The organism is Massilia sp. PAMC28688 (assembly GCF_019443445.1).
Lineage (GTDB): Bacteria > Pseudomonadota > Gammaproteobacteria > Burkholderiales > Burkholderiaceae_D > Telluria_A.
Genome location: NZ_CP080378.1, coordinates 1,418,893 through 1,436,354, shown reverse-complemented (window position 1 = coordinate 1,436,354; position 17,462 = coordinate 1,418,893). Strand labels below are relative to the sequence as shown.

Here is a 17,462-nt window from a genome sequence, read left to right as displayed (position 1 = left end):
GATGGGACAGAAGATTCATCCAACAGGCTTTCGCCTGTCAGTAACCCGTAACTGGGCGTCGCGTTGGTACGCGGGCAATGGTAACTTTGCCCAAATGCTCAACGAAGACCTCGCAGCACGTGCTTATCTGAAAAAGAAACTGAAGAACGCTTCGGTTGGCCGCATCGTCATCGAGCGTCCTGCCAAGAATGCGCGCTTCACGATTTACAGCTCGCGTCCAGGCGTGGTCATTGGTAAGAAGGGCGAAGACATCGAAGTACTGAAGTCGGCCCTGACCAAGATCATGGGTGTACCTGTACACGTCAATATCGAAGAAATCCGCAAGCCGGAAATCGATTCGCAGCTGATCGCCGATTCGATTTCGCAGCAGCTGGAAAAGCGGATCATGTTCCGCCGCGCCATGAAGCGTGCGATGCAAAACGCCATGCGTCTGGGTGCCCTGGGCATCAAGATCATGTCGTCGGGCCGTCTGAACGGCATCGAAATCGCACGTAAAGAGTGGTACCGCGAAGGCCGCGTGCCTCTGCATACCCTGCGCGCCGATATCGACTACGGTACCAGCGAAGCGGCAACGACCTACGGCATCATCGGTGTCAAGGTATGGGTCTACAAAGGCGACCGCGCTCCCAACGGCGACGCACCAGTGATCGATACCCCGGCCGACGAGAAGAAGAGCCGCGGCCCGCGCCGTGACGATGGCAAACCAGCTGGCCGTCCGCGTCCAGCCGGCGCCCCTGGCCGTCCGGGTTCCAACGCAACTGGCGCCCCAGTGGTCAAGGCTCGTCCTGCAGTCGCAGTGAAGAAGCCTGAAGCCGCTGCTGCAGCACCAGCTGAGAAAGCAGGAGAATAAGCATGCTGCAACCATCACGCAGGAAGTATCGTAAAGAGCAGAAAGGCCGTAACACCGGCATTTCGCACACCCGCGGAACCGCGGTATCGTTCGGTGAATTCGGTCTGAAGGCAGTTGCCCGCGGCCGTATCACGGCGCGCCAGATCGAAGCGGCACGTCGTGCCATGACCCGTCACATCAAGCGTGGCGGCCGTATCTGGATCCGTATTTTCCCGGACAAGCCAATTTCGAACAAGCCAGCTGAAGTTCGTATGGGTAACGGTAAAGGTAATCCAGAGTACTACGTCGCTGAAATCCAGCCTGGCAAAGTACTGTACGAAATGGACGGCGTCGCAGAAGAATTGGCGCGCGAAGCGTTCCGCCTGGCTGCCGCCAAACTGCCACTGGCCACGACGTTTGTCGTACGCCAGGTAGGCACTTAATAAGGAGTTGTAAATGAAAGCATCAGAACTCCGCGGCAAGGACCAGCCAGCTCTCGAAAAAGAGTTGTCCGAGTTGTTGAAGGCCCAGTTCGGCCTGCGCATGCAAATCGCTACGCAGCAGCTGAGCAACACCTCCCAGCTCAAGAAGGTACGCCGCGACATCGCGCGTGTGAAGACGGTAATGAACTCGAAGGAAGCCAAATGACCGAAACTACTAAACTCAAGCGTACGCTGGTTGGTAAAGTTGTCTCGGACAAGATGGACAAGACGGTTACCGTCCTGATCGAGCGCCACGTCAAGCACCCGCTGTACGGCAAGATCATCATGCGTTCGAACAAGTATCACGCGCATGACGAAAACAATGAAGTCAAGATGGGTGACACCGTTGAGATCCAGGAAGGCCGTCCGATTTCCAAGACCAAGGCCTGGACCGTAACGCGCGTGGTGCAAGCCGCGCCCGTTATCTAAGCGCTCAGGCGCTTAGATTCCTGGAGCGGGACAGACCACGGTTTTCACGCTTGTGGTCTGTCCTCGACCTGACCAGGAATTAGAAGCAAGCAGTACCCAGTAGTGCCGGATGGGGAAGCAGCAAAACAACGCTGCGTCCAGCTTCCGGATAAATAGTTATTGCGGGCCCGCCAGTATTGTGTGATACTAGCGGGCTTCGTTCATGTAACGCCGCATATTAGTCACCCAGGTGGCAGCGGCCGGAAAAAACGAAAGTTTTAGGAAAGTCCATCACCCAATCAGCAATTCCAGCAGGAGTTGTTGGCGGGACCAAGACTGACCGCAGGCCCACGCTGTGGGGATTCTTCGGCTTAAGTTGGGAAAGAGAACACTATGATTCAAACTGAAAGCCGGCTCGAAGTGGCCGACAATACGGGTGCCAAGGAAGTTATGTGCATCAAGGTATTGGGCGGTTCCAAGCGCCGTTATGCTGGCATTGGCGACGTGATCAAGGTAACCGTCAAGGTTGCTGCGCCACGCGGCCGTGTCAAAAAAGGTGAAATTTATAACGCTGTGGTTGTGCGTACCGCTAAAGGTGTGCGCCGCCAAGACGGCTCCCTGGTGAAGTTCGACGGCAATGCCGCCGTCCTGCTCAACGCCAAGCTCGAGCCGATCGGTACCCGTATTTTTGGACCAGTCACGCGCGAACTGCGTACTGAGAAGTTCATGAAGATCGTGTCCCTGGCACCTGAAGTTCTGTAAGGAGTCGTAATGGATAAGATTCGTAAAAACGACGAAGTCATCGTTCTGACCGGTAAAGACAAGGGCAAGCGCGGTACTGTGCAGCAGCGCGTAGGCGCCGAGCACGTCGTGGTTGAAGGCGTCAACGTCGCTAAAAAAGCGACCAAGCCTAACCCAATGACCGGCGTAACTGGTGGTATCGTCGATAAGACTATGCCGATTCACGTGTCCAACGTTGCATTGTTCAATGCAGCGACTGGCAAGGCAGACCGCGTGGGCTTCAAAGACGTAGACGGCAAGAAAGTCCGCGTTTTCAAGTCCTCCGGCGAAGTAGTGAAGGTTTAATCATGGCCCGTCTCCAACAGTTTTACAAAGACAAAGTCGTTGCTGACCTGGTCGCCAAATTTGGCTACAAGTCGGCAATGGAAGTGCCACGCCTGACCAAGATCACCCTGAACATGGGCCTTGGCGAAGCGATCGCTGATAAAAAGATCATCGAGCACGCAACTGGCGACCTGACCAAGATCGCCGGCCAGAAGCCAGTGACCACCAAGGCACGCAAGGCAATTGCAGGCTTCAAGATTCGCGAAGGCTACCCAATCGGTGCCATGGTCACCCTGCGTGGCGCGCGCATGTATGAATTCCTGGATCGCTTCATCACCGTGGCCCTGCCACGCGTGCGTGACTTCCGTGGTGTCAATGGCCGCTCGTTTGACGGTCGTGGCAACTACAACATCGGCGTCAAGGAACAGATCATTTTCCCTGAAATCGAGTACGACAAGATTGACGCGTTGCGTGGCTTGAACATCAGCATCACGACGACCGCCAAGACCGACGACGAAGCGAAAGCTCTGCTCGCCGCCTTTAAATTTCCGTTCAGGAACTGAGATCATGGCAAAACTAGCACTGATTAATCGCGAACAGAAGCGTGCAGACCTGGTGGCAAAATTTGCCCCTAAGCGTGCAGCTCTGAAAGCCATCATCGACGACCAGTCCAAGTCGGAAGAAGAGCGTTACGAAGCACGTCTGAAGTTGCAGGCCCTGCCGCGCAACTCGGCCCCGACCCGTCAGCGTAACCGCTGCGCCGTCACCGGCCGTCCACGTGGCACGTTCCGTAAATTCGGTCTGGCCCGTATCAAGCTCCGTGAATTCGCCATGCGTGGTGAGATCCCGGGTATGACCAAAGCAAGCTGGTAATAGGAGAATATGCAATGAGTATGAGCGATCCTATCGCCGATATGCTGACCCGCATTCGCAATGCACAAGGCGTACAAAAAACGACCGTGGCCATGCCATCGTCGAAAGTCAAAGTAGCGATTGCCAACGTCCTCAAGGACGAGGGTTACATTGAAGATTTCGCCGTTACCGAAGATGGTGGCAAGGCGGAACTGAAGATCGGTTTGAAGTATTACGTAGGCCGTCCGGTCATCGAGCGTCTTGAGCGCGTAAGCCGTCCTGGCCTGCGTATCTACAAGGGCAAAGATGAGATTCCTACCGTCATGAATGGCCTGGGTGTGGCGATCGTGTCGACTCCGCAAGGCGTCATGACCGACCGCAAAGCACGCGCCACCGGTGTCGGCGGCGAAGTTATTTGCTACGTGGCTTAAGGAGTAGACGATGTCCCGAGTAGCTAAAATGCCGATCGCTGTCCCAGCTGGCGCCGAAGTGGCGATCACTGCAGCAGCGATCACCGTCAAGGGCCCGCTGGGCACCCTGACCCAGAGCCTGAACGGCCTGGTCAAGATTGAAAACAACAATGGCACCCTGTCGTTCGACGTGATCGACGACAGCCGTGAGTCGAACGCCATGTCGGGCACCATGCGTGCCCTGGTTAACAACATGGTGACCGGCGTGACCAAAGGCTTCGAGAAGAAGCTGTCGCTGGTCGGCGTGGGCTACAAGGCCCAGGCTGCAGGTGACAAGCTGAACCTGTCGCTGGGTTTCTCGCACCCTGTTGCGCACCAGATGCCAGCGGGCGTAACCGCCACCACCCCGACGCCGACCGAGATCATCATCAAGGGTATCGATCGTCAACAGGTTGGCCAGGTTGCTGCTGAAGTGCGTGCTTACCGCTCCCCTGAGCCTTACAAGGGCAAGGGCGTCCGCTATGTGGACGAAGTGGTGAAGCTTAAAGAAACCAAGAAGAAATAATAGGGCTGACCATGGACAAGAAAGAATCACGTCTGCGTCGTGGACGCCAGACCCGCATCAAGATTGCGGAGCTGAAAGTAAATCGCCTGTCGGTACATCGTACCAACCTGCACATTTACGCCAACCTGATCAGCCCGGACGCCAAGGTGCTCGTATCGGCCTCGACCGCCGAAGCCGAAGTGCGTGCCGAACTGGCAGGCAAGTCCGGCGCCGGTGGCAATGCTGCCGCTGCTGCACTGGTAGGCAAGCGCGTCGCCGAGAAGGCACTGAAAGCAGGGATTACCGAAGTCGCGTTTGACCGCTCCGGTTTCCGTTACCACGGCCGTGTGAAGGCGTTGGCAGAAGCCGCGCGTGAAGCCGGTCTGAAGTTCTAAGGAAAGATCGTCATGGCAAAAATGCAAGCGAAAATGCAAAGCGACAAGCCGGATGATGGCATGCGCGAAAAAATGATCGCGATCAACCGCGTGACCAAAGTGGTCAAGGGTGGTCGTATCATGGGTTTTGCAGCACTGACCGTTGTGGGTGATGGCGATGGCCGCATCGGCATGGGCAAGGGCAAGTCGAAGGAAGTACCAGTTGGTGTGCAGAAGGCAATGGAAGAAGCCCGCCGCAACCTGATCAAGGTACCGCTCAAGAACGGCACCCTGCATCACATGGTTTCGGGCCGCCACGGCGCCTCGAAAGTGATGATGATGCCTGCCAAGCCAGGTACCGGCGTCATCGCTGGTGGCGCAATGCGCGCAATCTTCGAAGTAATGGGCGTGACCGACGTGGTGGCGAAATCCACCGGTTCGAGCAACCCTTACAACCTGGTGCGTGCAACGCTCGACGGCCTGTCGAAAATGAGTACCGCTTCCGATATCGCTGCCAAGCGCGGCAAGTCGGTTGAAGAGATTCTGGGCTAAGAGGAACCATCATGGCAAACACCATCAAAGTACAATTGGTCAAAGGTCTGATCGGCACCCGTCAAGATCACCGTGCCACTGTTCGCGGCCTGGGCCTGCGTCGTGTCAACTCGGTTTCCGAGTTGCAGGACACCCCATCCGTGCGCGGCATGATCAATAAAGTGTCGTACCTCGTTAAAGTTGTCGCTTAAGCCTTCGGGCTTAAGTCACGGAGAAATTCATGGAATTGAACACAATTCAACCAGCTGAAGGCGCCAAGCATTACAAGCGTCGCGTAGGCCGCGGTATCGGCTCCGGCCTGGGCAAGACCTCCGGTCGTGGCCACAAGGGTCAGAAGTCGCGTTCGGGCGGTTTCCACAAGGTCGGCTTCGAAGGCGGTCAAATGCCTCTGCAGCGCCGTCTGCCAAAGCGTGGTTTCAAGTCGCTCAACGCCACTTTCAAGGCCGAAGTGCGTCTGTCGGACCTGAACAACCTGCCTGTCGGCGATGTCGACATCCTGGTTCTGAAGCAAGCAGGCATCCTGCCAGTGCTGGCCCGCGATGTGCGCGTCATCCTGTCCGGCGAAGTCACCAAAGCGGTGAACCTCAAGGGCTTGAAGGCAACTGCCGGCGCGAAAGCGGCCATCGAAGCTGCTGGCGGCTCGGTAGCTTAAGTTGCAGGCGAATCGCTTGATCGGAGCAAACATTGGCGACTAATTCACAACTTGGTAAAAGTGCAGCTGCCGGTTTTCCCTGGGCGCGTCTCTGGTTTTTGCTGGGCGCGCTAGTCGTCTATCGTCTCGGTGCGCACGTGCCTGTTCCAGGCATTGACCCGACACAGCTGGCAGCACTGTTCAAGCAAAACCAGGGCGGCGTCCTGGGCATGTTCAACATGTTCTCGGGCGGCGCGCTGGAGCGCTTTGCAGTCTTTGCGCTGGGTATTACGCCTTACATTTCGGCCTCGATCATCATGCAGCTGGTGTCGATCGTTTCGCCGCAGATGGAAGCGCTGAAAAAAGAAGGCGAGTCGGGACGGCGCAAGATCACCCAGTACACCCGGTATTTCACGGTCGTGCTGGCACTGTTCCAGGCGTTTGCCATTGCCGTGGCGCTGGAGTCGCAGCCAAACCTGGTCATTGAGCCGGGCGTCGTGTTCCGCTTTGTCACGGTGGTGACCTTGCTGACCGGTACCATGTTCCTGATGTGGCTGGGCGAGCAGATCACCGAGCGCGGTCTGGGCAACGGTATCTCGATCATCATCTTTGCCGGTATCGTGGCGGGTCTGCCTTCGGGTCTGGCGGCGCTGCTGAACCTGGTATCGACCGATGCCATGAGCGAGATCACCCTGCTGTTCATCATTGCGCTGGTCATTTTCGTGACCTTTGGCGTGGTGTTTGTGGAGCGCGGCCAGCGGAAAATTTTGGTCAACTATGCGAAGAAGCAAGTCGGCAACAAGGTCTATGGCGGTCAAACCAGCCATCTGCCCCTGAAGCTGAACATGGCCGGCGTGATCCCGCCGATCTTCGCCTCGTCGATCATCATGTTCCCGTCGACCATCATCGACTGGGCCACCAAGGGTGCCGATTCGACCAGCCCGTTCATTGGCTTCATGAAGGATCTGGCTGGTTCCATGGCGCCGGGCGAGCCGATTCACGCCATCATCATGGCAGCGGCGATCGTGTTTTTCTGCTTCTTCTATACCGCGCTGGTTTTCAACAGCAAGGAAACGGCAGATAACCTGAAGAAGAGTGGGGCGTTCGTGCCCGGGATTCGTCCTGGTGACCAGACGGCGCGCTACATCGACAAGATCCTGATGCGCCTGACCCTGGCCGGTGCCGTGTATATCACTGCCGTGTGCCTCCTGCCGGAATTCATGCAGGGCTATTGGAAAGTGCCTTTCTATTTTGGCGGTACTTCCCTGTTGATCATTGTGGTTGTCACCATGGATTTCATGGCTCAAGTACAAAACTACGTCATGTCGCAGCAATATGAATCGCTGCTGCGCAAGGCAAATTTCAAGGGTGGTATCCCGTCGCGTTAAGCGGCTGGAGACTGCACTGCGGAGTACACAGACCGAATGGCAAAAGACGACGTTATCCAAATGCAGGGCGAGATTCTTGAGAATCTGCCTAATGCAACGTTTCGAGTAAAGCTGGAAAACGGGCACGTAGTGCTCGGGCACATTTCCGGGAAGATGCGGATGAACTATATCCGCATCCTGCCAGGCGATAAGGTGACGGTGGAACTCACGCCATACGACCTGTCCCGGGCCCGCATTGTGTTCCGGACCAAGTAAAAAATCAGTCAAGGACCTTGCACTAGCGTATGATGCCGGGTTCGGTCCTGAAAGTTCTAGTCAGTTGAGGGCTGGGGGAGGGTGTTGCAGCCGCCCTCCAGCCCCGCAAGTTGAAGATAAACTAAATAGAGGCAAATTATGAAAGTTCTCGCATCAGTCAAGCGGATCTGCCGCAACTGCAAGATCATCAAGCGCAAAGGCGTTGTCCGCGTAATCTGCGTGGAACCGCGTCATAAGCAGCGTCAAGGTTAATTAACGTTATTTATTGAGGATAACGAATGGCACGTATCGCAGGGGTTAACATCCCAAATCATCAGCACACCGTCATTGGCCTGACCGCCATCTACGGTGTTGGCCGTCCACGCGCACAGAAGATCTGCGCCGAGACGGGTGTTGCAACCAACAAGAAGGTCAAAGATCTGGACGACAGCGAACTGGAAAAACTGCGTGATGCAGTTGGCACGTTCGTCGTTGAAGGCGATCTTCGCCGTGAGCTGTCCATGAACATCAAGCGTTTGATGGACCTGGGCTGCTACCGCGGCATGCGTCATCGCAAGGGTCTGCCTTGCCGTGGCCAGCGTACTCGCACCAATGCCCGTACCCGCAAAGGTCCGCGCAAAGCCGCACAATCGCTTAAGAAATAATAGGAAACGACTATGGCCAAGCAACAAAGCAGCGCCGCAGCAGCACGCGTTCGCAAAAAAGTTAAAAAGAACGTCGCCGAAGGCATCGCTCACGTACACGCTTCTTTCAACAACACCATCATCACGATCACCGATCGCCAGGGCAACGCTCTGTCGTGGGCGACCTCGGGTGGTGCTGGCTTCAAGGGTTCGCGTAAATCGACCCCGTTCGCAGCGCAGGTTGCGGCCGAAGCAGCAGGTAAAGTTGCAGTCGAGTGCGGCGTGAAGAACCTGGAAGTACGCATCAAGGGCCCAGGTCCTGGTCGTGAATCCGCCGTTCGCGCACTGAACAACCTCGGCATCAAGATCACCGAGATCCAGGACGTGACGCCAGTACCGCACAACGGCTGCCGTCCTCCGAAGCGTCGTCGCATCTAAAGTCTGCCACGGGCCTCTTTGTGGCCTGTAGCGATTAAGAAGTGTTGTACGTTTGATGGTCAGGTCTGGTACTTGGCTGTCGTTAGCAAAATTGTGATTGCCGGAGCAGGACCCGAGAGGGTATACTGCCCGGCTGTTCTTGCATGCCGCGTTTTCGCAGCATGTACTTCTTGTAAGCCACGTTCGGTTCACTGAAACCGGACTAGCGCCCGCGCTTTGTAGCGCCGGGGCGTCATTTTTTTAAAGGAAGCATTGTGGCACGTTATATCGGACCTAAAGCAAAACTGTCCCGTCGCGAAGGCACGGACCTGTTCCTCAAGAGCGCACGCCGCTCCCTCGACTCCAAGTGCAAACTGGACGTCAAGCCAGGCCAGCACGGCGTCAAGTCGGGTGCCCGCACCTCGGACTACGGCAACCAGCTGCGCGAGAAACAGAAAGTCAAGCGCATGTACGGCATCCTCGAGCGCCAGTTCCGCCGCTATTTCGCTGAAGCGAATCGCCGCAAGGGCAATACCGGCGAAGCACTGCTGCGCCTGCTCGAAGCACGCCTGGACAATGTCTGCTACCGCATGGGCTTTGGCTCGACCCGCGCCGAAGCGCGCCAGCTGGTCAGCCACAAGGCATTCACCGTGAACGGCAACGTCGTCAACATCGCCTCCTACGCTGTGCGTACCGGCGACGTGATCGCTGTCCGTGAAAAGGCCAAGAAGCAGGTTCGTATCGCTGAAGCCCTGTCGCTGGCTGAACAGATCGGCATGCCGAGCTGGGTGTCGGTTGACTCCAAGAAGATGGAAGGCACTTTCCGTTCGTTCCCAGAGCGTAACGAAATCGCTAACGACGTCAACGAATCGCTGATCGTCGAACTGTATTCGCGTTAATCGCAGGTACCGTAGTCGTCTTTCCCGCCCGCTCCTGATGGAGTGGGCGTTTTCACTAATGCCATCAGCCTTATCGGCGTAACGAGCCGAGGGTATTGAAAAGGACATTTCATGCAAAACAGTTTGTTGAAGCCACGTATTATCGATGTTGAAGCCCTCGGTGCCGGTCACGCCAAAGTCGTGATGGAGCCGTTTGAGCGTGGCTACGGCCACACCCTCGGTAACGCGTTGCGCCGCGTACTGCTGTCGTCGATGGTCGGCTACGCGCCCACCGAAGTGACGATCGCCGGCGTGGTACACGAGTACTCGTCGCTCGACGGCGTGCAGGAAGACGTAGTTGACCTGCTGCTGAACCTCAAGGGCGTGGTATTCAAGGTGCACAACCGTGATTCCGTCACCCTGACCCTGAAAAAGGAAGGTGAAGGCGCGATCCTGGCATCGGACATCGACCTGCCGCATGACGTTGAACTGATCAACCCGGACCACGTGATTGCTCACCTGACCGCCGGTGGCAAGCTGGACATGCAGATCAAGGTCGAGAAGGGCCGTGGCTATGTTCCTGGTAACGTGCGCCGCCTGTCGGAAGACACCAACAAGACCATCGGTCGCATCATCCTGGACGCTTCGTTCTCGCCAGTGCGTCGCGTGTCGTACTTCGTCGAGTCCGCTCGCGTGGAACAGCGTACCGACCTCGACAAGCTGATCATCAACATTGAAACCAACGGCGTGATCACGCCGGAAGAAGCGATCCGCCAGTCGGCCCGCGTTCTGGTGGACCAGTTGAATGTATTTGCTGCCCTGGAAGGCACGGAAGCGGCTGCCGAAGCGCCATCGCGCGCTCCGCTGGTCGATCCGATCCTGCTGCGTCCAGTCGACGACCTGGAACTGACCGTGCGTTCGGCCAACTGCCTCAAGGCAGAGAACATCTACTACATTGGCGACCTGATCCAGCGTTCGGAAAACGAACTGCTCAAGACGCCAAACCTGGGCCGCAAGTCGCTCAATGAAATCAAGGAAGTCTTGGCTTCGCGTGGCTTGACCTTGGGCATGAAGCTGGAAAACTGGCCACCTGCAGGGCTGGAAAAGTAAAATCAATCACGCGAAAGTACACCCCTACTTTCGCGTGGTGCCAGCCAAAAAAGCCTGGCAAAGCCAGAACGAGTTTACACACGAAAGTACACACCTACTTTCGTGTGGTGCCAGCCAAAAAAGCCTGGCAAAGCCAGATCTTTTTTGGGTAGCAAAAGCGTAGCAAAAGCGTAGCAAAAGCGGGATGCGTCCCGTGTATTTTTTAATTTACCCCTATTCAACCGGCCCGCGTCGCTCTTCATACAGCGACGATCGAAGAGCTGGATTTAAACAACTCGAAAGGATTTACCATGCGTCACCGTCACGGCCTTCGCAAGCTGAACCGTACTTCTTCCCACCGCCTGGCCATGCTGCGCAACATGACTGTTTCCCTGCTGCGTCATGAAGCCATCAAGACCACCGTGCCAAAAGCTAAGGAACTGCGCCGCGTTATCGAGCCGATCCTGACCCTGGGCAAGACCGACACCCTGGCAAACAAGCGCCTGGCTTTCTCGCGTCTGCGTGACCGCGAAATGGTCCTGAAGCTGTTCGCTGAACTGGGCCCGCGCTACGCCAACCGTAACGGTGGCTACCTGCGTATCCTGAAAATGGGTTTCCGTGTTGGCGACAATGCACCGATGGCCTACGTTGAACTGCTGGACCGTCCAGAAGTCACTTCGGCCGACGAAGCTCCAACCGCTGAGTAATTTTCAGCCAGGCTGAATAGCCCGCTTATACTGAAAAGCCCGATGTTCGCATCGGGCTTTTTGTTGTTTGCTTCGTGAATGCATGGAAGAGCTGGGCGCTCTCAAAGATCAAGTTGCAGGGGCGGATTTCATACGGTTCTAAGGAAGCGTATGAACTCAGGTATAAGTTGAGCCAGGAAGATGGAGCCCACGACCCACATGAGTATCGAGGCTTTGGTCTCGGCGATTAAGGTCTTGCACTCGGCGATATCCAGCTTGGTAGCCCCGGTCATTTTTATGATGTGAACGTCTGCCTGGATGGCCGCAACATTCTCTTCAACCCGTGCGAGCCGGGCTTCCATGCCACCGTTACCCGGTGGGTTGCCTGCGCCGCCTATCTGAGAAACTTGCGACATCGCGGCTCCTTGGCTGTGTTGGCATCACTGTCAGACCAGCTTCTGCACGCCGAGTTCCTGTCATGAGCGAAAAGGGTTTGCTTGCGGCCGCCACCATCTGCAAGTCGCCATGGTCCAGGTGGTGGAGAACCCGAAGCCATCTTCTTAAGTCCAGCCTCAGACGCAAAGTGTTCCCGGGGTGTACTATTCGGCTTCGTCGACGAAAGGTTTTCATGTTCAGCAAGACCCTCCGGGCCGCCTGTGCGCTGCTCCTGCTCGCTTTCTCTTTCCTGTTTGCCGCGCCCCCCGCCGCGGCGGAAGATTATTTGGAGCCGGACGTCGCCTTCAAGTTCTCGGCCCGGATGATGGACCCGCAGACGGTGGCGATCTCCTATGACATCGCGGACGGTTACTATATGTACCGGGAACGCTTCAAGTTCCGGGCCGAGGGCGCCATCCTGGGCGAGCCGAAGATCCCCGCCGGCAAGGTCAAATACGACGAAACATTCCAGAAAGACGTGGAAACCCACCGCGGCCGCGTCACCATCACCATTCCCGTGCAGGCCAGCGGCATGTTCACGCTGGTGGCAACTTCCCAGGGCTGCGCCGACGCGGGCCTGTGCTACGCGCCCCAGGATGCCAGCGCGCGCCTGGTGGGGGCGGCCGGCACCGGCGCCATGTCCACGCCCGGCAGTGCGGTACTGGCCTCGGACAGTGCCGTGCCAACCTCCGACCTGTCCGGCATTGCCGCCATTCTCGGCGGCGGCAAGCTGCTCGTGATCGTGCCCGCCTTCATCTTGCTGGGTCTGGGCCTGTCGTTTACGCCTTGCGTGCTGCCGATGGTGCCGATCCTGGCGTCGATCATCGTCGGCGAGGGTGCCCAGGCCAAACGCGGGCGCGGCTTCGTGCTGGCAGTGTCCTACTCGCTGGGCATGGCCGTGGTCTATACGGCGCTTGGCATCGCCGCCGGCCTGATCGGGGAGGGCTTGTCGGCCACCCTGCAAAACCCCTGGGTGCTGGGCGTGGTGGCACTGCTGATCGTGGCCATGGCCTTGTCCATGTTCAATGTGTATCAACTGCAGCTGCCCGCATCCCTGCAAAGCCGCCTGGTCGAGTTTTCCACCCGCCAGCGCGCCGGCAAGCTGCTTGGCGTATTCATCATGGGGGCGGTGTCGGCGCTGATCGTCGGGCCCTGCGTTGCCGCGCCCCTGGCCGGCGCCCTGGTCTATATCAGCCAGACCCGCGATGTCGTGCTCGGTGGCTCGGCCCTGTTCGCCATGGCGGTCGGCATGAGCATTCCATTGCTGCTGGTGGGCCTGTCGGCCGGCGCCCTGCTGCCGCGTGCCGGTGCCTGGATGGATTCGGTAAAACGTTTCTTTGGCGTGTTGATGCTGGCCATGGCCGTGTGGCTGGTCTCGCCCGTCATCCCCAAGGCGCTGACCATGGCCGCGTGGGGCTTGCTGGGCGTCGGCTATGCCGTGTACCTGGTCATGCGTTCGCGCCACGCCGTCTCGCTGGCGGTCGCCGCCCTGTTCGTGACGCTGGGCGGCCTGCAGCTGGCCGGCCTGGTTACGGGCGGGCGCGATCCGCTCTCGCCGCTGGCCCATTTTGGCGAGCAGGAGCATGGCCTGCCATTTACGCGCATCAAGACCGTGGCCCAACTGGACGCTGCGCTGGCCGACACCGGCGGCAAGACGGTCATGCTCGATTTTTATGCCGACTGGTGTGTGTCCTGCATCGAGATGGAAAAACTGACCTTTGTCGATCCGGGCGTCAAGGCGCTGCTGGCCAACACCACCTTGCTGCAGGTCGATGTCACGGCCAATGATGCCGACGACAAGGCCATGCTCAAGCGCTTCAAGCTGTTCGGGCCGCCGGGCATCATCCTGTTCGATGCCAACGGCAAGGAAATTGCCGACAGCCGCGTCATCGGCTTTCAAAACGCGGAAAAGTTCCGCGCCTCGCTGCAGAAATTGCGCTGACTGGTCAGGGTAGGGCGCGCTCGCCCTGCTCGATGCCCAGCAGCTGGTCCAGGCGGCCTGACAGCGACAGCGCCATTTCCCGCCCCTTGGCCTTGAGCACGGCTTCGAGGTAGGTATCGCGCAATTCGCGGTAGTCGTCCATGCCCACGCACTTGTCCACCTTGAGCTGCAGCATCATGCCGCGCAGCCCCAGCGTGCTCTTGATGGTCTGGGTATAGAACTCATTGATGGCCGTGATGCGCTCGCCTTCAGCCATTGAATCGGCCGCCACCCCTTCCAGTGTGTGGGGCACGGTTTCGGGCCCGTCCAGCTGCTGGTGGTGGGCACGGGCGCTCATTTCCCGCCTGGCCAGCTGGCGCGCACGGGCCGTCATACCCGGGCGGTGCGCCACGGCCGCTTCCGGCGCTTCCTCCGGCACCCCATCATCGATCAAAACAATGTACTCGTCGCGGAGCAATTCCTGTACGTGCTCGACCGTCAGCCCCAGGGGGCCGAAGCTTTTCATCAGCTCTTCAATGGGGCGATGGCCATCCATCATGACCAGCAGCGAGCGCAGCTTGGAGGGGAGGTGATATTTGCGGGTGGCGATTTCTTCGCGCCCCTTATCAGACTTGTCGTAAATGTGCTTGTCCATATTCGATCCTGAAAATACAAATATTGCCGCTCAGACAGAGCTTTGAGGATACCCTCTGACAATTGCATGGTCCAGTGTTATCGACATTGGCGTTGCTTTTTATTACGAGTTGTATACACCAATACAATCCGGCGCCTTGGGGGCGCCGGATCGCGGGACAAGCGTGACTTAGGACGCCATGCCGTGCTTCATGTGGTGGCGATGGCCGCCGCGGCGCATGCTGTTTTCGTCAAACACCTTCTTCTGCTCGGGCGAGAGGGTGGCATAAAAGCTTGCCGTTGCGGCCAGGCGCGCTTCCATCTTTTCCACTTTCATCCGGGCCCGGGCCAGGCGCTTTTCCATGCGCTCGGGGGCCGACATGGCTTGCCAGGCACCTTTCTGTCCCCGCTCGGGGCGCGCTTGCGGCTTGATGGCAGCGCTGTAGCTGGCCCAGGCGCCTTCCTGTGCCGGGGTCAGCTTGAGTGCATCATGCAGCTTTTGCGCGCGCTGGGCCTGGCGCTCCGCCCAGTTGCCGTGCTTGTGACCATGTTTGTGGCCATGCTGGTGCCCGTGGCCCTTGCCTTCTGCCTGCGCGGCCGCCACTGCGCTCTTGTCCTGCGCCTGGACGGCGAACGTGCTTCCCGCCAGGCCAAGAACGGTCAGGCCAATGACGATGCTTTTGCGAATGGTGTTCATATGTGTTCCTTGTCTGTGCCGTGGAAGAATGCGCCGATGTATTCAACGCAGAACCCATGTTGCGCCTAAGGTGTAAGCAAGGCATTTCCCGTGCCACACAGTTTGTATCAGTTTGTTTCGACCCCTCGCGTATATACATACCGATACAAATACGCTATTCAGGGCGGTGTGACTTCGACATAATTGCGAACATGGATAATCCCTCTACCATTCTCATCGTCGATGACGACCGCGACATCCGCTCGCTGCTGGCCGATTACCTGGAGTCGAACGGTTACCGCGCCTTAGCTGCCGCCGACGGCACCGGCATGTGGAAAGTGCTGGACGAAGCGCGCCCGGAACTGATCGTGCTTGACCTCAATCTGCCGGGCGACGATGGCTTGACCCTGTGCCGCAAGCTGCGCGCCACGTCGTCGCTGCCGGTCATCATGCTCACCGCGCGCAACGAGCCCCTGGACCGTATCCTGGGGCTGGAAATGGGCGCCGACGATTACCTGCCCAAGCCGTTCGAGCCGCGCGAACTGCTGGCGCGCATTCGCAGCGTGCTGCGCCGCAGCCACGCCATGCCGTCGAACACGCCATCCGACAATGCCCAGCAAATGCGTTTTGCGGGCTGGACACTGGACCTGACGGCGCGCCACCTGCTCAATCCGGAAGGCATTGTCATCATGCTGTCCGGCGCGGAATTTCGCCTGCTGCGTGTATTCCTGGAGCACCCCAACCGCGTGCTCAACCGCGACCAGCTGCTCAATCTGACCCAGGGGCGCGACGCCGATCCCTTCGACCGGTCGGTCGACATCCAGATCAGCCGCCTGCGCCAGAAGCTGGGCGAAGATGCGCGTTTGCCGCAGATCATCAAGACCGTGCGCAACGGCGGCTACGTCCTGGCCGGCCAGGTGACGGTGGAGCCGCCCGCGTGAAGGCTTTTTTCAGTTCCATGACGGGGCGGGTTTTTCTCACGCTCCTGCTCGGCACCGTCATTTCCGCCATCCTCACCCAGCTGCTGGTGGAAGACCAGCATTACCAGATTTTCCGCGATTACCGCGACAACCAGGCGCTCGAGCGCTCCGAACAGCTGATCTACTCGGCCGAGATCGTGCCGGCCTCGGCCCGCGCGGCCTACCTGCTCTCGGCCAACCGTCCCGGTATCCGGCTCGAGGAAGCGCCGGACCAGGCTGCGATTGCGGCGACGCCGTCCGACTTTACACGCAAGCTCGCCGCCCGCATCGGCCGTGAATACAAGCTGCAGACGCTGGCGATCCGGCCAGCGGCCTGTTCCGTCCCGCGCATCCAGCACAGCATGTTCGGCCCCAGCCTGCGCGTGTGGCCGGGCGTGTGCGAAAGCATCAACGTGCGCATGCGCGACGGCGAACTGCTGCGCCTGCAGATCCTGCCACCGGCCGGCTCGGTGCTGGCCGAACTGTCCGACTATCGCATGATCCTGGCCATGTTCCTCATCTGTATCACGGTACTGGCCTATGTGGTGGCGCGCATGACGACCCGTCCGCTCAAGCAGCTGGCCCAGGCGGCCAAGGACCTGGGCAACGACATCAACCACCCACCGCTGCGGCTGGCCGGCGCCAGCGAGATCCGCCAGGCCAGCGCCGCCTTCAACGCCATGCAGGCGCGGATTCGCCAGCATATTTTCCAGCGCACCCAGATGCTGGCCGCCATCACGCACGATCTGCAGACCCCGCTCACGCGCATGCGCCTGCGGCTGGAAAAGGTCAGCGACGATGAATTGCAGCAGCGCCTGATCGGCGACCTGTCGGCCATGCAGCAGATGGTGCGCGAAGGGCTGGACCTGGCGCGCAGCATGGACAGTACCGAAACTATGCAGGCGCTCGACCTGGACTCGCTGCTGGGCAGCGTGTGCTGCGACGCCACCGACGCCGGCCAGCAGGTGGAAGTGCGCGGCAGCGCCAAACGCGCGCTGATGGGGCGCCCGCTGGCCTTGCGCCGCTGCCTGGTCAACCTGATCGACAATGCCGTCAAGTATGGGCAGCAAGCCGTCATTTCGGTCGAGAGCAGCGGCGGCGCCACCCGCATCCGGATCCGCGACAACGGTCCCGGCATCGATCCGTCCGAACTGGGGCGCGTATTCGAGCCGTTCTACCGCATCGAGACCTCGCGCTCGCGCGAGTCCGGCGGCACTGGACTGGGCTTGACCATCGCCCGTAATATCGCTGAACAGCATGGCGGCACCCTGTCGCTGGCCAACCATCCCGCGGGCGGGCTGGAAGTCACGCTCGTGCTGCCCGAGTACTACGCGGGCAAGTAGGCGCTGCGCGCC

Annotated in this window: 28 protein-coding genes; 25 read left to right on the top strand and 3 right to left on the bottom strand. The window is 58.8% G+C overall.

Features of this window, described 5'->3' with window-relative positions; genetic code table 11:
- Window position 1: 1 nt before the first annotated feature.
- From rpsC to rplQ, 22 genes are all read left to right on the top strand, one after another.
- Complete coding sequence (gene rpsC, locus KY495_RS06430) at window positions 2–850, top strand: 30S ribosomal protein S3 (RefSeq protein ID WP_219882879.1); 849 nt, start codon at window positions 2–4, stop codon at window positions 848–850.
- A gap of 2 nt (window positions 851–852) precedes the next feature.
- On the top strand, window positions 853–1,272 hold the full coding sequence (rplP, locus tag KY495_RS06425) for a 50S ribosomal protein L16 (RefSeq protein ID WP_025603569.1): 420 nt from the start codon (window positions 853–855) through the stop codon (window positions 1,270–1,272).
- A gap of 13 nt (window positions 1,273–1,285) precedes the next feature.
- Entirely contained in the window at window positions 1,286–1,477 is a 192-nt protein-coding gene (gene rpmC, locus KY495_RS06420; protein WP_219882878.1) for a 50S ribosomal protein L29, read from the top strand.
- Entirely contained in the window at window positions 1,474–1,740 is a 267-nt protein-coding gene (rpsQ, locus tag KY495_RS06415) for a 30S ribosomal protein S17 (RefSeq protein WP_219882877.1), read from the top strand. Before rpmC ends, rpsQ begins: the two co-directional genes overlap by 4 nt.
- A 372-nt stretch (window positions 1,741–2,112) precedes the next feature.
- On the top strand, window positions 2,113–2,481 hold the full coding sequence (gene rplN / locus KY495_RS06410; RefSeq protein WP_008444317.1) for a 50S ribosomal protein L14: 369 nt from the start codon (window positions 2,113–2,115) through the stop codon (window positions 2,479–2,481).
- Window positions 2,482–2,490: 9 nt separating this feature from the next.
- Window positions 2,491–2,805 (top strand): 50S ribosomal protein L24, encoded by a 315-nt coding sequence (gene rplX / locus KY495_RS06405; RefSeq protein ID WP_219882876.1) that lies wholly within the window; start codon window positions 2,491–2,493, stop codon window positions 2,803–2,805.
- Window positions 2,806–2,807: 2 nt separating this feature from the next.
- Window positions 2,808–3,347: a 50S ribosomal protein L5 gene (rplE, locus tag KY495_RS06400; RefSeq protein WP_219882875.1), complete on the top strand. Its 540-nt coding sequence runs from the start codon at window positions 2,808–2,810 to the stop codon at window positions 3,345–3,347.
- Between the two features lie 4 nt (window positions 3,348–3,351).
- Window positions 3,352–3,657, top strand: coding sequence for a 30S ribosomal protein S14 (rpsN, locus tag KY495_RS06395; protein WP_219882874.1), 306 nt, complete (start codon window positions 3,352–3,354; stop codon window positions 3,655–3,657).
- A gap of 14 nt (window positions 3,658–3,671) precedes the next feature.
- Window positions 3,672–4,067: a 30S ribosomal protein S8 gene (rpsH, locus tag KY495_RS06390; RefSeq protein ID WP_219882873.1), complete on the top strand. Its 396-nt coding sequence runs from the start codon at window positions 3,672–3,674 to the stop codon at window positions 4,065–4,067.
- A gap of 10 nt (window positions 4,068–4,077) precedes the next feature.
- Window positions 4,078–4,611, top strand: coding sequence for a 50S ribosomal protein L6 (rplF, locus tag KY495_RS06385; protein WP_219882872.1), 534 nt, complete (start codon window positions 4,078–4,080; stop codon window positions 4,609–4,611).
- A gap of 11 nt (window positions 4,612–4,622) precedes the next feature.
- Window positions 4,623–4,985: a 50S ribosomal protein L18 gene (rplR, locus tag KY495_RS06380; protein ID WP_219882871.1), complete on the top strand. Its 363-nt coding sequence runs from the start codon at window positions 4,623–4,625 to the stop codon at window positions 4,983–4,985.
- A 12-nt stretch (window positions 4,986–4,997) separates the two neighbouring features.
- Window positions 4,998–5,516: a 30S ribosomal protein S5 gene (gene rpsE / locus KY495_RS06375; RefSeq protein ID WP_219882870.1), complete on the top strand. Its 519-nt coding sequence runs from the start codon at window positions 4,998–5,000 to the stop codon at window positions 5,514–5,516.
- Between the two features lie 11 nt (window positions 5,517–5,527).
- Complete coding sequence (rpmD, locus tag KY495_RS06370) at window positions 5,528–5,707, top strand: 50S ribosomal protein L30 (RefSeq protein WP_073222594.1); 180 nt, start codon at window positions 5,528–5,530, stop codon at window positions 5,705–5,707.
- Window positions 5,708–5,736: 29 nt separating this feature from the next.
- Window positions 5,737–6,168, top strand: coding sequence for a 50S ribosomal protein L15 (gene rplO / locus KY495_RS06365; protein WP_219882869.1), 432 nt, complete (start codon window positions 5,737–5,739; stop codon window positions 6,166–6,168).
- Window positions 6,169–6,200: 32 nt separating this feature from the next.
- Window positions 6,201–7,535, top strand: coding sequence for a preprotein translocase subunit SecY (secY, locus tag KY495_RS06360; RefSeq protein ID WP_219882868.1), 1,335 nt, complete (start codon window positions 6,201–6,203; stop codon window positions 7,533–7,535).
- 36 nt (window positions 7,536–7,571) lie between these two features.
- The gene (gene infA / locus KY495_RS06355) at window positions 7,572–7,790 is read left to right on the top strand and encodes a translation initiation factor IF-1 (protein ID WP_005663428.1); all 219 of its coding nucleotides are present in this window, start codon (window positions 7,572–7,574) and stop codon (window positions 7,788–7,790) included.
- Window positions 7,791–7,928: 138 nt separating this feature from the next.
- Complete coding sequence (gene rpmJ, locus KY495_RS06350; protein ID WP_010394471.1) at window positions 7,929–8,042, top strand: 50S ribosomal protein L36; 114 nt, start codon at window positions 7,929–7,931, stop codon at window positions 8,040–8,042.
- 26 nt (window positions 8,043–8,068) lie between these two features.
- The gene (gene rpsM / locus KY495_RS06345) at window positions 8,069–8,434 is read left to right on the top strand and encodes a 30S ribosomal protein S13 (protein ID WP_166870766.1); all 366 of its coding nucleotides are present in this window, start codon (window positions 8,069–8,071) and stop codon (window positions 8,432–8,434) included.
- A 12-nt stretch (window positions 8,435–8,446) separates the two neighbouring features.
- Window positions 8,447–8,851, top strand: a complete 405-nt coding sequence (gene rpsK, locus KY495_RS06340) for a 30S ribosomal protein S11 (RefSeq protein WP_008444339.1) — start codon at window positions 8,447–8,449, stop codon at window positions 8,849–8,851.
- 254 nt (window positions 8,852–9,105) lie between these two features.
- The gene (gene rpsD, locus KY495_RS06335; protein WP_219882867.1) at window positions 9,106–9,729 is read left to right on the top strand and encodes a 30S ribosomal protein S4; all 624 of its coding nucleotides are present in this window, start codon (window positions 9,106–9,108) and stop codon (window positions 9,727–9,729) included.
- 111 nt (window positions 9,730–9,840) lie between these two features.
- Window positions 9,841–10,818 carry a DNA-directed RNA polymerase subunit alpha gene (locus KY495_RS06330; RefSeq protein WP_073222604.1) on the top strand — a complete coding sequence of 326 codons (978 nt, stop codon included), beginning with the start codon at window positions 9,841–9,843 and terminating at the stop codon, window positions 10,816–10,818.
- Window positions 10,819–11,108: 290 nt separating this feature from the next.
- Window positions 11,109–11,504 (top strand): 50S ribosomal protein L17, encoded by a 396-nt coding sequence (rplQ, locus tag KY495_RS06325; protein ID WP_219882866.1) that lies wholly within the window; start codon window positions 11,109–11,111, stop codon window positions 11,502–11,504.
- Window positions 11,505–11,632: 128 nt separating this feature from the next.
- On the opposite strand, the gene KY495_RS06320 is transcribed toward rplQ, so the two are convergent.
- Window positions 11,633–11,899, bottom strand: a complete 267-nt coding sequence (locus KY495_RS06320; protein WP_219882865.1) for a hypothetical protein — start codon at window positions 11,897–11,899, stop codon at window positions 11,633–11,635.
- Between the two features lie 212 nt (window positions 11,900–12,111).
- On the opposite strand from KY495_RS06320, the gene dsbD reads away from it, so the two are divergent.
- A complete protein-coding gene (dsbD, locus tag KY495_RS06315) occupies window positions 12,112–13,860 on the top strand; it encodes a protein-disulfide reductase DsbD (RefSeq protein ID WP_219882864.1) in 1,749 nt (582 codons plus the stop codon).
- A 4-nt stretch (window positions 13,861–13,864) separates the two neighbouring features.
- On the opposite strand, the gene KY495_RS06310 is transcribed toward dsbD, so the two are convergent.
- Together KY495_RS06310 and KY495_RS06305 are read right to left on the bottom strand one after the other, a co-directional pair.
- Entirely contained in the window at window positions 13,865–14,494 is a 630-nt protein-coding gene (locus tag KY495_RS06310; protein ID WP_219882863.1) for a hypothetical protein, read from the bottom strand.
- Window positions 14,495–14,662: 168 nt separating this feature from the next.
- Window positions 14,663–15,169: a Spy/CpxP family protein refolding chaperone gene (locus KY495_RS06305; protein ID WP_219882862.1), complete on the bottom strand. Its 507-nt coding sequence runs from the start codon at window positions 15,167–15,169 to the stop codon at window positions 14,663–14,665.
- Window positions 15,170–15,360: 191 nt separating this feature from the next.
- On the opposite strand from KY495_RS06305, the gene KY495_RS06300 reads away from it, so the two are divergent.
- Window positions 15,361–16,089 (top strand): response regulator, encoded by a 729-nt coding sequence (locus KY495_RS06300; RefSeq protein ID WP_219882861.1) that lies wholly within the window; start codon window positions 15,361–15,363, stop codon window positions 16,087–16,089.
- Complete coding sequence (locus KY495_RS06295; RefSeq protein ID WP_219882860.1) at window positions 16,086–17,450, top strand: ATP-binding protein; 1,365 nt, start codon at window positions 16,086–16,088, stop codon at window positions 17,448–17,450. The genes KY495_RS06300 and KY495_RS06295 overlap by 4 nt, the downstream gene beginning before the upstream one ends.
- Window positions 17,451–17,462 lie beyond the last annotated feature (12 nt).